General features: G+C 66.7%; 11 protein-coding genes. All 11 read right to left on the bottom strand.

Annotated features, from left to right (window positions below; translation table 11 throughout):
• Positions 1–40: 40 nt before the first annotated feature.
• Positions 41–2,425: a VWA domain-containing protein gene (locus tag K1X74_19035; GenBank protein ID MBX7168439.1), complete on the bottom strand. Its 2,385-nt coding sequence runs from the start codon at positions 2,423–2,425 to the stop codon at positions 41–43.
• Positions 2,422–4,617 carry a BatA domain-containing protein gene (locus K1X74_19030; protein MBX7168438.1) on the bottom strand — a complete coding sequence of 732 codons (2,196 nt, stop codon included), beginning with the start codon at positions 4,615–4,617 and terminating at the stop codon, positions 2,422–2,424. The genes K1X74_19035 and K1X74_19030 overlap by 4 nt, the downstream gene beginning before the upstream one ends.
• Positions 4,614–5,516: a DUF58 domain-containing protein gene (locus tag K1X74_19025; GenBank protein ID MBX7168437.1), complete on the bottom strand. Its 903-nt coding sequence runs from the start codon at positions 5,514–5,516 to the stop codon at positions 4,614–4,616. Before K1X74_19025 ends, K1X74_19030 begins: the two co-directional genes overlap by 4 nt.
• Positions 5,473–6,540, bottom strand: coding sequence for a MoxR family ATPase (locus tag K1X74_19020; protein ID MBX7168436.1), 1,068 nt, complete (start codon positions 6,538–6,540; stop codon positions 5,473–5,475). The genes K1X74_19025 and K1X74_19020 overlap by 44 nt, the downstream gene beginning before the upstream one ends.
• Positions 6,537–8,765: a PQQ-like beta-propeller repeat protein gene (locus tag K1X74_19015; GenBank protein ID MBX7168435.1), complete on the bottom strand. Its 2,229-nt coding sequence runs from the start codon at positions 8,763–8,765 to the stop codon at positions 6,537–6,539. The genes K1X74_19020 and K1X74_19015 overlap by 4 nt, the downstream gene beginning before the upstream one ends.
• A 225-nt stretch (positions 8,766–8,990) precedes the next feature.
• Entirely contained in the window at positions 8,991–10,079 is a 1,089-nt protein-coding gene (locus K1X74_19010; GenBank protein MBX7168434.1) for a DUF420 domain-containing protein, read from the bottom strand.
• A complete protein-coding gene (locus K1X74_19005; GenBank protein MBX7168433.1) occupies positions 10,076–10,915 on the bottom strand; it encodes an ABC transporter permease in 840 nt (279 codons plus the stop codon). The genes K1X74_19010 and K1X74_19005 overlap by 4 nt, the downstream gene beginning before the upstream one ends.
• A complete protein-coding gene (locus K1X74_19000; protein MBX7168432.1) occupies positions 10,915–11,874 on the bottom strand; it encodes an ABC transporter ATP-binding protein in 960 nt (319 codons plus the stop codon). Before K1X74_19000 ends, K1X74_19005 begins: the two co-directional genes overlap by 1 nt.
• A complete protein-coding gene (gene cyoE, locus K1X74_18995; protein ID MBX7168431.1) occupies positions 11,859–12,818 on the bottom strand; it encodes a heme o synthase in 960 nt (319 codons plus the stop codon). The genes K1X74_19000 and cyoE overlap by 16 nt, the downstream gene beginning before the upstream one ends.
• 40 nt (positions 12,819–12,858) lie before the next feature.
• Positions 12,859–13,935 (bottom strand): COX15/CtaA family protein, encoded by a 1,077-nt coding sequence (locus K1X74_18990; protein MBX7168430.1) that lies wholly within the window; start codon positions 13,933–13,935, stop codon positions 12,859–12,861.
• Positions 13,932–15,083: a c-type cytochrome gene (locus K1X74_18985; protein MBX7168429.1), complete on the bottom strand. Its 1,152-nt coding sequence runs from the start codon at positions 15,081–15,083 to the stop codon at positions 13,932–13,934. Before K1X74_18985 ends, K1X74_18990 begins: the two co-directional genes overlap by 4 nt.
• Between the last annotated feature and the right edge of the window lie 90 nt (positions 15,084–15,173).

Raw genomic sequence — 15,173 nt, 5'->3', positions numbered from 1 at the left:
TCGACGGCGCCATGGCGGCTCCGCCGAAGGGCAACCCGAATTATAGCATTCCCTTGCGTTTGCGCAGCAGCCACTCGCTGCCCACCAGCGCGAGAAACAGAGCCACGAGCGGCCAGCGATTCCAGAGCACGATTCGCGGCAGCGTTTCGACGGGAACCTGCCGTCCGGGCGGCAGATCGTCGAGCAAGCTGCCCATGGTGGCCACGCTGTAGTAGTGCCCCCCCGTCGCCTCGCTGGCCGCGCGGAGGATGCCGGCCTGCATTTGGGTCTGGGCAAACTCGCCGGGCGGCGCGACCACGGCAAAATCGGCGCTGGGCGTGTTGCCGGCGGCCGAGGGCGTTGCGACCCATGCGTGATAGTCGCCTTCGGCCAGCGCGGCCAACGCTCCTTCGAACACGCCGCGGGCGGTGGCACTGCGATGCAGTTGCACCGAGCGGCGATCGCTGCCTTGGCGTTCGACCATCACCGTGACGCCGTTGTCGGCCGTCGGGGCCTGACGCTCGTCGACGAACTGCACGCGCAGCCGCGCCGTTTCGCCTCGCTGATATTCGCGGCGGTCGGTCGTCAGCTCGGCCGCGCGATCTTGGCCCAGCAGCTTCGTACGGCTCAGGAAGCGAATGGCTTGCACCCAGTAGCGGGCAAAGTAGACGTCACCGACGCGGAACCGCCACCGCCAGGTCTCATCCGTGGCATGGAACAACACTTTGCCGGCGCCGACGTATTGCAGGGCGATGATCGGCAGCGGCTGGCCGTCGGCACCGACGCGCGACGGGTGCGCCGCCAGCACGCGGGCCGCGGGCTTCAGTCCGGTGCTTTCCAGGCACCAGTACAACGGCGGCAGCGTCCGCCAGATCTCGGCCGTCTCGGCCGTCGAGTCGCCCAGGTTCATAAACGGCGTCGCCGCGCCGAGCTCGGTCGGCAGCGGGCGAAAGGCCTCGGTCTGCGCCTGCCCGGCCGCGGTCACCGAGCTGTCGAATTGCAACGGGAAGAGCTGCGCCAGCGGCGTGTCGCGATAGGCCAACGGCAGGTACATCGGCCCCGCGGCGATAATCAGGCCGCCGCCTTTGCCGCTGTCGGTGACGAATTCGACGAGCTGGTTGATGGTCGAGCTGCTGAGGAACACGGGATTGACGTCGCCCAAAACGATCACGTCGTAGGCGAACAGCTCCTCGCGCCGCACGGGGAACACCCGCAGCGCCGTGGCGTCGAGGTCGGCATATTCCGGATCGGCCTCTTGCAGGAAGGTGTCGAGCTTGATGGTGCTGTCGCGGCCGAGCATGTTCTTCAGATAGCGGAACTCGTAGCTCGGATAGGCCTGCACCAGCAGCACGCGGATTTGTTCTTTGCGCACGCTGACGTGCCGCTTCTGGCGATTGTTTTCGGTGCGCAGCTCGCCTTCCAAGGGCTCGACCTCGATGACGAAGTCGTCTTCGCCGACGGTTGTCGGGCGGTACGGCAGCTGCAATCGCTGCGACACGTTGTCCGAGTCAAGCTGCACTTCGAGTTGTGCCAGCACGGCAGGGCTGTGCTCGTCGCGCAGCGTGATTCGCACGCGCTGTCCCTGGTAGCCGCTGGCGGTCAGCTTGAGATCGAAATTGATGATGTCGTCGACGAATACGACCTCGTCGACCAGCAAGTCGGTCAAAGCCAGGTCGCGCACCGGCCGCTCGTCGCCCAGCGCCACGGCGAACACCGGCACGCCTTTGCGCCGGGCATAGGTGGCCGCCTCGTCGAGCGGCGGTCCGTCGGTCACGATGCCGTCGGTGAGCAGCACGACCGCCGTTGGCGGCGTGCCGCGCAGATCGTTGAGCGCCGTCCGCACGCCTTCGCCCAGCCGTGACGATTCGCCGGCGGCGCTGGCCGTCTGCAACTGCTCGCGCAACTCGTCGAGCGTGCCGGCGTGCTGCCGCGCCGCCGCGGCGACGAAATAGAACTTCAGCCGGTATCGCTGATCCAGCTCGCGGAGCACCCGCGCGTCGTCACCCAGCAACAAGCTCTTGGCGAGGTTCAGCCGGGTGGGCTCGGTCAACTCGACCCCCGCCAATCGCTCGGCGACGGTCGACCGCAGTTTCTCATCGCTGTAGCGGTCGGCGATGCTCATGCTGGCCGAATCGTCGAGCAGCACCAGCAGTGCCGGCAGGCCGGTGCGCGTCAGCGACAGGAAATACTCGGCCAGCATGAAGAGCACGATCGCCAAGGCCGCCAGCCGGAGCGCAGCCAGCAGCCCGCGGTAAGCACGGCTGGCGCCGCCCGACTCGCGCGAGTAGAGCAGCACGACGAACGCGGCCAGCGCAGCCAAGAGCAACACGGTGAGCCAGGGCGCCAGCGGCCAACTGTGTTCGAGACTCCAGACGGTGCCTTCGCCCGCCGGGGCGCCGGACACGCCGAACCAACGCTGCAGCCAGTTGGGTGCGTCGTGCATCATGACGAGCGCCATCCCATCGAGAACGACAGCAACTGTTCGAGGACCAACAGCGCCAGCACGCTGCCCAGGAGCCACCGGTGCAGGCCGCTCCGCTGAACGAGCTGAGCAGTCGCCTCGGCGTCGGTTGTTTGCCAATGCGTGCGGTGCAGGTAAGGAATGCCCGGCCAGACGTCGGCACGCAGCTCGCCCGCAACCAACGGCGTCAAATCGCTTTCCTCGATCGGTACATTCACGGCAAAGCGATGCGCTGTCCCTTGGGGCAAGCTGGCCGTATAGGCCCCGCTGGTCAACGTCTCGGCATAGCTCCACTCGCCGCGATCGCCGCGGGTTTCGAGCCGCACTTGCGACAACTCACCGTCGGGGCCCGCCAGGCTCACCAGGGCGTCGCCACCCAATCCGGCGACGGTCGAACCGATCGTCTCACCGACCTGCACGTTCAGTTCCGTGGCGCGCCCGGCGAGCGAAGCCACGAGCAGCTCTTGCACGATGGGCACATAGCTCGGCCACAGCGGCATTGAGTTCCACGTCGTGTCGGCCGACGTCGTCACGAGCAGGCAACGGCCCCGATAGCGCGGCGTTTCGACGATCACCGGATCGCCACTGCTGAAGGCCAGCGCCACCTGCGTCCCCGGATCCTCCACGGGCTTGGCCCGGATGTACTTGGTCACGGGGGTGGTCAACAGACCGGCCCGTTCTTCGCCGCGAAACGCGCTGACGATCGGGTGGCGATAGCCGAGGGCGTCGAACGTGTATTGGTTTTCGCTCACGACGGCTTCCAACCGGGCCGGCAAGATCCGCGGCGCGGACTGATCGTCGCCCAGCAACTGGCGGTTGTAGTTGTCCAGTTGGACTTGCTCGCCCAGGAACAGCACCACGCCGCCGCCGCCTTGCAGGAAGTTCTGCAGGGCCCGGGCCTCGCTCGAGGTGAATTGGGCCACGTTGCACAGGAACAAGGCGTCGTAACTGCCCAGTTCTCTTTCGAGCAGCGCTGTTTCGGTCACGACCTCGGCATGGACCGTCGCCCGGGTCTGCCGCGGGTCTTCAGGAGACAACGCCACTTGCAGGTAATCGGCGGCGCCGCCGAAGCGCTCGCCCGAGGGCCGGCCGTTGATGCACAGCACCTCGATCGACTCGCGCACGGCCAGCACCAGGTAGCGCCGATTGTCGAGCGCGAGCAGGTCGTCGGCCAGCCGCGCCTCGAACACGTGATCTCCCGGCGATTCGCAGGCATACGTAAACGTGGCGCTGGCATTGCCGCCGGCGGGCAGATCGAGCGTTTGCTCGCCGATGCTGCGCCCGTCGACCAGCAGTTCGACGCGCTGGCCCGCGCGGTCCTGGCGGCCGAAGTTGTGAACGTCGACGTCGAAGGCCAGCGTGCGGCCCACCGTGGCCAGCGGCTCGGTGGCGGCCAACCGGGTGATGGCCGCGTTTTCGGCCTCGGGCTGGCCCAGGTCGAGCACGACCAGGGCCGCTCGCTCGGCCAGACGGCGGCTCTGCGCGCGGAACTCGGCGCTGCGCGTCTGGCCGGCCTCGGGCAACCAGGTGCTGCGCCCCAAGTCGGTCAGAAAATACACTTCGTGGCGCCGCAGCCGGGGATATTCGCGCTCGACCTGCTCGAGCAGCTTCTCGATCGCGCCGACCGTCGCGGGCAAATCGCCGCGCCCGTGCGGCATGTGCAGATTGGCGATCTCGTCGAGGAAGCTGGCCGAATCGAAGGCCGGCGTGCCGACCACGACGCGCGGCGGCTCGGCCAGGAGCACCAGCGTGAACGCGTCGCCCTGCGGGCTCTCTTCGACGATCCGCGTGGCGAGTTCCTTGGCCCGGGCAAAACGGTTGCGGTCGGTCGGCCGGAAATCCATCGACAGCGATCCGTCGATGACCAGCACCTTATGGGCGTTCGGCTCGTTGCCGATGGCGGCCCCCAGCCGTTCGAGATAGGGTTCGGCCACGGCCACGACCAGCAAAGTAATCAGCAGCGTGCGGATGGCCAGGAGCAGCCATTGTTCGAGTTGCAACCGGCGCGAGTTTTTCTTCAGCGCGGCGAGCAGGAACTCCATCGCGGCCCAGGTCGTCTCGCGGCGCTGGCGGCGATTCCAAAGGTGGATCAACAGCGGCAAGCCGGCCGCCGCGAGCCAGCCGAGCATGGCCCAGTTCAAGAATCCAAACGCCAGCAGCGCGGCCGCGGAGCTCATGTCAATTTCGACATCCGTGCAGCAAGGAACCCGGACAGCGCGACGTCCAGCGTTTGATCGGTGCGCAATTGCAAGTAATCGATCCGGCGCTCGCGACAGGCGCGGCGGACGCCGCGCAAGAACCCCTCGAACTCCTGCAAGTACGCCCGGCGGATCGAGCGCGAATCGGTGAGCACCTCGGGCCACTGTTCGAGGCCCTTGAACAGCGTCGTGCTCTGAAAGGGAAACTCGAGCTCGGCCGCATCGAGCACGTGGAAGATCACCACCTCGTGCCGCCGATGGCGCAGGTGTTTCAAGCCGGCCACGATCGAGTTGATGTCGTCGAACAGGTCGCTCAGCACGACGACGACGCTGCGCTTGCGAATCCGTTCCGCCAGATCATGGAAGATCGGGCCCATCCGGCTCTTGCGGTCAGCGCTCGATTGTTCCATGGCGTGCAGCAGTTGTTTGAGATGCGAGGGATTGCCACCGGCGCGGATGAACTGGCGAACCTCGCGGTCGAACGTCACCAGCCCGACGCTGTCTTGCTGCTGCAACACCAGGTAGGCCAGCGATGCGGCCACGCACTGGGCATACTCGAGCTTCGACATCGCCGCGTCGGGGCCGCGGTAGCGCATGCTCTCGCTCGTGTCGAGCAGCAGGTAGCAGACGAGATTGGTCTCTTCCTCGTATTGCTTGAGGTAATACTTGTCGGTCTTGCCGAAGACCTTCCAGTCGACGTACCGCAGGTCGTCGCCAGGGACGTATTCCCGGTGCTCGGCAAACTCAATCGAGAAACCGTGAAACGGGCTGCGATGCACCCCCGAGACATAGCCTTCGACGATGCTGCGGGCCCGCAACTCGAGTCCCTGGAGCTTAGCCAGCGTCTGCGGATCTAAAAACTTCGGGGAGTTTGCCACGCGCGCCCTTCTCGAACTCTTCGCGGGGGATGTAAGCGATCAGTTTCTGGACGATGTCGTCCGACTTGATGCCCTCGGCCTCGGCATTGAAGTTGGTCATGATGCGATGGCGCAGCACCGGCGGCGCCACGGCCTGCACGTCCTCGCACGTCACCAGTTGCCGGCCGTGCAGCACGGCTCGGGCCTTGGCGCCCAGCACCAGATACTGGCTGGCCCGCGGACCGGCGCCCCAACTGACGTAATCGGAGATAAACGCCGGGACAGCCGCCTTCTCGCGCCGCGTCAGCCGCGTGAACTGCAGGGCGTAGCGGAGCACGTGATCGGCCACGGGCACGTTCATGATGATCCGCTGCAGGTTCATGATTTGTTCGGCGGTCAGCGTCGGCTGCAGCTGGGGCGTGTGGCTGCTCGTCGTCCGCTTGACGATCTGAAATTCCTCGTCTTCGCTCGGATAATCGACGAACACGTTGAACATGAAGCGGTCGAGCTGCGCCTCGGGGAGCGGGTAGGTACCTTCCTGCTCGATCGGATTCTGCGTGGCCAGCACGAAGAACGGCTCGTTCAGGCGGTGACGCTGGCCGCCGACGGTCACCTGGTGCTCTTGCATCGCTTCGAGCAGCGCGGCCTGCGTCTTGGGCGGCGTGCGGTTGATCTCGTCGGCCAACAGCACATTGGCGAAGATCGGGCCGGGCAAGAACCGGAACGCCCGTGTGCCGGTCGACTTGTCCTCCTGAATTACCTCGGTGCCGGTGATGTCGGCCGGCATCAGGTCGGGCGTGAACTGGATCCGGCTGAAGGACAGGCTCAGCGAATCGGCCAAGGTGCGGATCATCAGCGTCTTGGCCAGGCCCGGCACGCCGACCAGCAGGCAGTGCCCGCGGGCGAACATGGTGATCAGTAGTTCTTCGATGACTTGCTGCTGGCCGACGATCACCTTGGCCAGCTCGCCGGTGATTTGCTGATAGGCTTCGTGCAATTGTTGCACGCTGTGCAGTTCGTCGGCCGTCGAGGCAGGAGCGGTCATGGTTGTCCTTTACGAGGAACGAAAGTTCGCTGGCCGCCGGCGCGTCGCTCGAACGCAGCGGGCGTTGCGCGGGGCCGCGTCGCGGCAAACTGACTGAAGACCACCAGCTTATCGGGACCGGCAATCAGCAGGTGCTCCGGAGTGACCAACAGGTTGCCGCCGATCACCGCCGTGCCGTCCCATTCGCGCCGCGCGGCCAGCGAAATACTGCGCAACTGCTGACCCGAGGCCGAGTCGAACACCAGGATTTCTTCCCGGGTAGGCCAGATCACCTGGTCGCCGACCAGCAGCCCCCGGCCATAGCCGCGCAAGGAATGATCTTCCGGGACGCGGCGGATGATCTTGAACTCCTGCTGCGCCAGGCTGATCCACCACAGCCGGTCGCCGCTGGCGATCAGATTGCCGCCGGCCACGCCGAGCAGATGCACGACGTCTTCGGGCAAGGACGATTCCCAGAGCAATTGGCCGCTGTCGGCGTCCAGCGCCAGAATCGCCGGGCTATCGGCCGGCGCGACCAGCAACAGGCCCTGGTAGTAAAGGCACGGCGTCAGGTCGCGGTAGAAATGCGCCGCCGTGTCGTTCAGGTTGCCGCCGCGAGCCCGCGGATACAAGGTCAGCCAGCGGATGCGTCCGGTGCCGGCATCGAGCGCGGCCACGGCGCCGAGGTTGGTGTTGTAGTACACCGTATCGCCATGCAGTGTCAGCAGGTTGTGCGAGGCCTCGCTCACCTGGTTGTGGGCGGGGGTGTCGGCGCCGCAGACCATCTGACGCCACACGGGCCTGCCGGTCACGGCCTCGTAACAGGCCACGTGTGTTTGTGGCTGCACGCCGGCGCGACGCATGGCTACGTACACGAAGTTTCCGGACGCCACGGGCGTGCCCTCGAACGCCCAGCCCAGTTCGTCGGGCGGACGCTCCCAGAGCAGCCGACCTTGTGCCTCGAGATCGCGGCAGACGAGCGTCCCAGGCGATTCGATTCCGAGCGGCTCGTTGGCGACGCTGGTCAACGCCGACCCCATCCGCGCATAGAGTCGCCCGTCGGAAATGGTCATCGTGAACCGCGGGGTGCCGAGCATGCGGCGCGGGCGGACGCTACGGTCGGCCGACTGGCTGTCGGGCGCGTGCAACACATGGCTGGTCATGCCCCAGGGCGCTCGGCCGGTGCGGAGATCGAAGATTTGGATCTCTTGCTCGTCGTTTACCAGGATCAGGTCGCGATAGACGAGCGGATAGTAGCTCAACAGGGCCTTGTTGTCTTCCGCCACGCGCCGCGGCCGAAAGCCGTAATTCTGCGCGAGGTTGGCGTCGGCGATTTGCGCGGCACGTAAGGGAGCCTCCCAGAGCCGTGCCGCTACGTCGAACTCGCCCGCCAGCACGGCGTTGCGTTCGGCATTGCCGGCGAACGTGCTCCAGGTGCTGATGCGCGGCGCCGCCGGCCAGGCGGCGGCCTCTTCGAGCAATTGCGTCAGTCCTTCCGCCAGGCTCACGTCGCGTCCGGCCAGTCGTCCCCGGGCCTGGGGATGCAATTGCCTGAATTGATCGAGTTCCCGGACGGCCCGTTCGCGATCGCCCGCGGCGATCGAAGCCAGGACGAGCCGAGAACGCACCAGCGCGAGGTCGAACTGCGTGTCGGGCACCGCCAGGCGCGTGAACGCGTCGGGGTGGCCGGGCAGTTCGCCGTTGGGTACGAGCTGTTGCCAGCAGGCCCGCGCCGTGCCGAAATCGCCGTCGGCCAGGGCGAGTTCGCCGAGGGTCATCAGGCCGTCGTCGCCCCAACTACTGCAAAAATATTGCTCGGCCACGTCGCGCAGCCGGCGCGCGTCGCGCTGCTTGCTGCCCGATTCGTACAGAGACTGCGCCTGTGCATCGACCCGGCTGCGGTACAAACTCAATGCAGCCGGCGGCAATCCGGCGATCAGTCGCTGGCAGTACTCGCGCACGGTCACATAGCGCTGCGGCGTAAGCCGTGTCAGCTTGTCGCCGTAGTTCTCCATCACCTGGCGCAGCGTCTCGATGCCTTCGTCCCATTGGCTGGCAGCGAATAGGGCCCGGGCCTGTTCGAGATGGGTGCGGGCCGCGGCATCGGCTTCCTCGACGACCACAGCGTCGGAAAGCTGCGTGTTGGGCGTGCCGATCATGAATTGGGCGCACGCCGGGGCAGCCAGGACGCACGCCAGCCAGCAGGCGGCACCGGTCGAACGAACTAGCAGACCGGTGCGAGCCAAGCACAAACCCTCGATTGTCGGCACGGCAGCGTGCTTCAAGCGCAACCCTGCCATGGGGTTGCGCACGGTCTCCACTAGTATAGGGGCCGCTGCTCGCCCGGGGAAGCAATTCAGATCGACGGCAGGCACGGAAGGCTTTGCCGCGCACCCACGCAACACATCGCGAGCGTTTCGGTTACGCCTGCCTTGGGGTGGCGCCATGCATGCGGACACCGTCTGCCGCCGCTAGCCGGGGTACACGTGGTACAGCATCAGGTAGATGACCACGCCGGTGACCGAAACATAGAGCCAAATCGGCATGGTCCAGCGCGCCCAGCGTCGATGGGCGTCGCGGCGGTCTTTCAGGCCCAGGTAGATCGTTCGCAGGGCGAGCACCGGGACGGCGGCGGCGAGCAACACATGGCTGATGAGCAGCGCGTAGTAGGCCTCGCGCACCGGCGAGGGGCCTTTGAACGGCACGCCGTGCAGGCCGGTGTGGTTCTTGAGCATCTGGTGATAGGTCAGGTACGACGCCAGAAACACGACCGAAACGGCGAAGGCCGTCAGCATCATGTTGCGATGGGCTCGTTCGCGACCGGCCTTGATCAGCAGCAGCCCCACGACGAGCAATACGCCCGACGTCGCGTTCAAGGCCGCATTCAGCGCCGGAAGCCGGCGCCAATCGAACGGTGCATGCCGATCTGTGCCAGCGGACGTGTCCACGTCGCCCGCCAGGGGTAGCGCGTCGTCTTCGCCGGCGAGCAGCTTTTTGACGTGACTCTTGAGGGCCACAACCTTGGCGTCGGTCAGGGCATGGTAGTAGCCCTGGATCTTGCCTCGCGGGTCCACCAGGATCAGCTTCTCGCTGTGCGCCGCCTTGTCGGCCGGCACGCGAAAGATCTCGTACGCCACGCGCACGATTTCCGCCTCGGCCCCGGTGAGAAACCGCCAACGGTCCGGCGGTGCGCGGAAGTTTTGCCGATATTTGGCCAATTGCTCGGGCGTATCGGTCGCCGGATCGACCGTGATGCTGACGAAGGTCACGTCGACGTCTTCCAGATCGCGCAGCAGCCGCTCGATCGCCTGGTTCAACTTCAGGCAGGGGCCCGGGCAGGTCGAGTAGAAGAAGCTGGCAATCCAGACTTTGCCGGCCAGCGACTGGCTGTCGAACGGTTGGCCGCTCGAATCGGTGAGCGTAAACGGCGTCACCACCAGGTCCTGGAGCTCGGTCTGGGGGAAAGCGGGCCGCCCGTCGCCTTCGTCTTGGGCCAGGGACGTCGCCGCGAAACAAGCCACGATGACCGCCAGTGCGCAGCCCGCGCGAAACCGATTCATACGAGATCTCCCGAGGTGCGCCGCCCGGCAACCAACCAGGCCAACACGAACAGTCCCGCGGCCAGCCCGAGCGAAACGATCCAACAAGTTGCCAGCGCGGGCACATCGGCGCCGATCCGATCGGTGGCGCCATCGTAAAGCAAACGCCGCAAGCCGCCGACGCCGTAGGTCAACGGATTGAGCCGGACGATCCAGGCCAACGGACCCGAGGCCGCGGGAAAGAAGGCGCCCGATAGCAGCCACAGCGGCATCAAGAACAAGTTCATCACGGCGTGAAAGCCCTGAGTCGATTCCATCTGCCAGGCGATCGCGAAGCCCAACGCGGTCAGCGCCAGCGCCAACACCGCCAGCAAGAGCACGGCGCCCAGCACCGCGAAAAGCGACGGCGAAAAACCAGCCAGCGGTGCCAGGCAGAGCATCGCCAGGCCCTCGCCCGTGGCCAGCAAGGCGCCGCCAGCCAGCTTGCCGAAGACCATCGTCCAGCGCGGAATCGGGGCTACGAGAACTCCCTGCAAGAATCCTTCGCGACGGTCCTCGATGATCGAGATGGTCGTAAAGATGGCCGTGAACAACAGCACCAGCACGACCACGCCGGGAAAGAAATACTCGGCATACGCAACGTTCGCCGCCACCCCCGGCAGGCGAAACGATGGCCCGAGCCCCGCGCCGAACAACGCCCAGAACAGGGCTGGTTGTGCGACAGCGCCGAACACGCGGCTGCGCTGTCGGACGAAACGCAGCAGCTCGCGCCCGGCCAGTGTGGCAATCGCCGGCCAGACGGGCGTCTTCGCCCGGCGCCCGGTCGTCGCAGGCAGGCTGGCAACCGGCGTGCTCATCATGCCGCCTCCTCGCGGTCGGCCTCGAAACGCCGGCCGGTGCGGGCGATGAAGACGTCTTCCAACGTGGGCCGCGCGAGCGTGAGCGAACGCAGTTGGCCGCGGTACTCGGCCAGAATCTGTGTCATGGCCGACTGCGCGTCCGACACCTGAATACGCAGCCGGTGATCGACCGTTTGCACGTGCCAGCCGAACCGCTCGCGCAGGGCCGTGGCCAATCGCTCGGGCTGGTCGGCCTCGATCGACAGGTAGTCGCCACCCAATTCGGCCCGCAACCGGCCCGGCGCGTCGAGCGCCACCAGTCGGCCGCTGTCGAGAATCGCCACGCGGTCGGCGCGTTCGGCCTCTTCGAGCAGGTGCGTCGTGGCGACGACGGTCACGCCCTCGTCGCGGCGCAGGCCGGACAGGTATTGCCACAGCTCGCCGCGTGCCGCCGGATCGAGTCCGGTCGAGGGCTCGTCGAGCAACAGGACCGTGGGCCGATGTAGCAGCCCCTTGGCCAGCTCCACCCGCCGGCGCAGCCCGCCCGAGAGCTTGCCAGTCAGTTCGTGGCGGCGATCGGCCAGGGCCAGCCGCGCAAGCAGCTCGTCGCAGCGATCGGCCAGCGTGTAGCCGCGCAGGCCGTAGAGGCGGCCTTGGTGGCGCAGGTTTTCGTCGACCGTCAGATGCCGGTCGAGACTCGGCGATTGAAACACCACGCCGATCTGGCGGCGCACCTCGAGCGCGGCGCTGCGCACGTCGAACCCCTGAATCCGGATCGTGCCGGATTGCGGCGCAATCAACGTCGCGGCAAGGCGGAACAGCGTCGACTTGCCGCCGCCGTTGGGGCCGACAAGCGTGAACAGCTCGCCGGCGGCAATTCGCAGGCTGACACGATCGAGCGCCAGCCGCTCGCCGTAGCGATGCGAGACGCCGTCGATTTCGACCGCGGGTGCCGGGGCATTCACTCCGCGTTCCACGCCAGGGGCGCGGCCATCAACATGCCCATCAACATCGGCAGGTAGAGCACCGAGAAGCGCAACAGGCTGCGCGCCGATGCTTCGTCGAGCCGGCGCATGAAGCGCACCGACAAGAGGAGGTACACGAGACCCAGCACCACGCTGCCGGCCAGGTAGCCCAGGCCCGCCAGCCGCATCGCCGCCGGTAGCAGGCTCACCGGAAACAACACGCACGCCGCGACGACCGCTTGCAGGCCGGCGGCGCGTCCGCTGGGGTCGACCACGGTGAGCATTTGCATGCCGGCCGCCTCGTATTGGCGCCGATAGAGCCAGGCGATGGCCATGAAGTGCGGGAACTGCCAAAGATAGACGATCACAAATAACGTCCATGCACCGACGTTCAGCGGAGCGCCGACGCTCGTCCAGCCCATGATGATCGGCAACGCTCCTGCGATCGCGCCGACCATCGTGTTCAGCGAGGTGCGGCTCTTGAGCGGCGTGTAGATCCAGGCATACGTGAACCAGGTGGCCAGGCCAAACAAGGCCGTCAGCGGTCCGACCGTGAGCGTCAGATAGCCCACGCCGCCCAGTGCCGTGATCACGGCGAAGCGGATCACATCGCGCTCGGCCAACCGACCGGCCGGCAAAGGACGCTCAGCCGTGCGCTGCATGCGGGCATCGCTGGCCCGTTCGATCCATTGGTTGAGCGCGCTGGCGCTGGCAGCGACGAGCGCCGTACCCAGCAGGACGTTGAACAATACGGCGGCCGGCGGCATACCGCCTTGCGCCACGGCCGCACCCACGGCGACCGTGATCAGCACCAACAGCGCGATGCGCGGCTTGGTCAGCTCGATATAGTCAGCCACACGCGCCCAGGATGTGCTTGCGTGCGGCGATTCGATGTCGAGGACAGGCGCCGCGGCTTCGGTGGCCACGGCCGAGGAGGTCAGCGTCGAAGTGTTCATACGGGCAGGACCTGAGATGGATGCGGTAGTGCGGGCGGGGCTAGGAGCCGATCGCGTTAGGGCGGCCGGCCAGAATGACCGTCGGGCGGGTATGGGGGGCGTTCGTAGAAGTTGCTCGGGCGTTGGCCGCCGACGCCACGGCGACCGACTCGCCCGCGGGCAGCCAACGCACGCTCCGCAGCGCCGCGACCAAGGCCGTGGCCAGGATTAGCGAGCCGACGGCCACGTGTGCCGTGGTCACGAGCGATTGGAGCATGCTTTCCGAAATGATCGTGTATCCGGCCGCGCTCGACCACCCCTGGAGCCAAGCGGGAAAACCATAATTCGTCACCCAGGTGGCGCATCCGAGGGCGACTTGCACGCCCACCAGCGACGCAAGCAGCCCTGCCGGTCGGCTCACGGCGACGCGGTCGGGGTGAGCCCAATGACAGCGCACCAGGAACATGATCGGCAGTGCGACAAGCGCCCCGGCTAGGACCAGATGGAACCACAGCACGACGCGGAAAGCCGGCCATTCGAACCCGATGGGCAGATGTCGGAGGTGCGCACCCAGGACCAGTTGCAAGTAGGCCAATAGGGTGATGGTCCACGCCAGCGTCCGCGTGCCGACCGCCGCGCGGCCGGCGGGCAGGGGGGCAGCCTTGCGCCAGCGGCGCGAGGTGATCACCGCCAGGGCCACGGCCAACGCAAAAAACGCCGGGCCCACGCAACCGTGGATCTTGGCCAGTTCGCGGGCATCCTGGATCACGCGCAGTCCGCCCAGCAGACCCTGGCCGATCACGCCGACGAGGGCCAGCACGCCGAGCCCGCGCACCCAGCGCCGCGATTCGCCTCGCCAAATGGCGACGAGCAGCCCGATCGTGACCAGGCCTGCCAGTGCACCGAGCAAACGGTGGCCGTGCTCGACCAACAAATCAAAGGGCCCGAACAACCACGTCTGCCAAGGATAGGCAAACAGGTTATAGCCGTACGTCGACGGCCAGTCGGGCACGGCCATGCCCGCGTTGTGCGTGGTGACCAGGCCGCCCAGCCAAATGAGCGGAAACGTCACCGTCACCAGCGCGACGGCCAGGCGATGCGGCCAAGGTGAATCGAGCTGAGCCGGGCGGTCGTTCATCGTGCGGCCAGCTCCGCAGCGCCGACGCGCAGCGATTGGATGTAATCGACCAGGTTCCAGATCTGCGCTGGCGAGAGGAACTTGTCGCTCGCCGCGCCCGGGTCGCCGCTAGGCGGCGCGTAGCCCGGCATCGGCGTGCCCTTCACACCGACGGCGATGCGGCGGTAGATATCCTCGGGTCGGCTGCCGCCGTGCATCACGCCTTGGCGCAAATTGCGCGGCTGAATCGCGGCGAGCGGCAGGTTGAAGCGGGCCAGCACCGCGGCGGTCGTCAGCCCTTGCTTGGGGCTGTTCCAGATGTCGAAGTGCGATTCAGTCCCGGTCCCGGTTGCTCCGGTCCCGTTGGCATCTTGGCCGTGGCACTTCGCGCAGGCAAAGTTGGCGTCGAGGAACAGCGCCCGGCCGGCAGCGATCGAGGCAGCGCGATCTTTCGGCCGATCAGCCCCGATGGCCAGCTGTCGGGCCGGCTCCTCGGCCTGACGCCACGAATCGGCCAGCGGCTCGAGCAGTTCGGCCACGGTGCCATCGCTCGGCAACGACTCGTCGAGGTCGAACAGCTGCGAGGCGGCAAGCGCGGCGTATTCGCCGCGCAGACTCAGATAACGGACATACTCGACCAGCGCGTCGAGATCGGCGCTGGGGAGCAGCCCAAACGAGGGCATCGCCGTGCCTGGTATCCCCAGCTCGATCGTGCGGCGCAAGTCAGCCCGAGTCGGCCGATCGCCGACCTGCGTCGAGGTGAACTTGAACACGCCGCGGGCAAAGTCACGTGGATATGGCGTGAGGAAATAGGCCGTTGGCCCGGCACCTTCGCCGGTGATGCCATGACAGGACGAGCAGTGCTCGCGATACAGTCCCCGATGCTCGCCGCGCTGATTGCTGGAAACGGGTCCGGCGGCCGATTGCAGGCGGGCCAGGTCGAGATCGGTGCCCGGGGGCAGCTTCGGTTCGTCGGGCGTGCCAAAGGCCGCGTCGAGATGTTGCGCCAACTCGGCCATCCGCGCCAGCGAATAGCGTTCGGCATCGCTGCGGTCGCGGCCTTCGAGGTACGGCTTGAACGCAGCCGGCTCCGAGCGGATGCAGCCGCCTGCGCCCCAGAGCACGGCGACAAGCGCAACGGTGCGGCAGCAGGTGTGCAAGACCGACATCGGGATCACTCGGAGCGAGGCCCCCCGGCCCTAATCGCCGTTCGCGGTGAAAGGGGGCCGCAAGAAAAACCTTACGAGCGTGGGCGAAAG

The organism is Pirellulales bacterium (assembly GCA_019694435.1).
Lineage (GTDB): Bacteria > Planctomycetota > Planctomycetia > Pirellulales > JAEUIK01 > JAIBBZ01.
This window is presented reverse-complemented; position numbering and strand designations above follow the sequence as displayed.

What these genes read in the sequence shown, in the direction of transcription:
- K1X74_19035 (MBX7168439.1), bottom strand. Translation starts at nt 2,425, where the DNA reads ATGATGCACGACGCACCCAACTGGCTGCAGCGTTGGTTCGGCGTGTCC.
- K1X74_19030 (MBX7168438.1), bottom strand. Translation starts at nt 4,617, where the DNA reads ATGAGCTCCGCGGCCGCGCTGCTGGCGTTTGGATTCTTGAACTGGGCC.
- K1X74_19020 (MBX7168436.1), bottom strand. Translation starts at nt 6,540, where the DNA reads ATGACCGCTCCTGCCTCGACGGCCGACGAACTGCACAGCGTGCAACAA.
- K1X74_19010 (MBX7168434.1), bottom strand. Translation starts at nt 10,079, where the DNA reads ATGAATCGGTTTCGCGCGGGCTGCGCACTGGCGGTCATCGTGGCTTGT.
- K1X74_19005 (MBX7168433.1), bottom strand. Translation starts at nt 10,915, where the DNA reads ATGAGCACGCCGGTTGCCAGCCTGCCTGCGACGACCGGGCGCCGGGCG.
- cyoE (MBX7168431.1), bottom strand. Translation starts at nt 12,818, where the DNA reads ATGAACACTTCGACGCTGACCTCCTCGGCCGTGGCCACCGAAGCCGCG.
- K1X74_18990 (MBX7168430.1), bottom strand. Translation starts at nt 13,935, where the DNA reads ATGAACGACCGCCCGGCTCAGCTCGATTCACCTTGGCCGCATCGCCTG.
- K1X74_18985 (MBX7168429.1), bottom strand. Translation starts at nt 15,083, where the DNA reads ATGTCGGTCTTGCACACCTGCTGCCGCACCGTTGCGCTTGTCGCCGTG.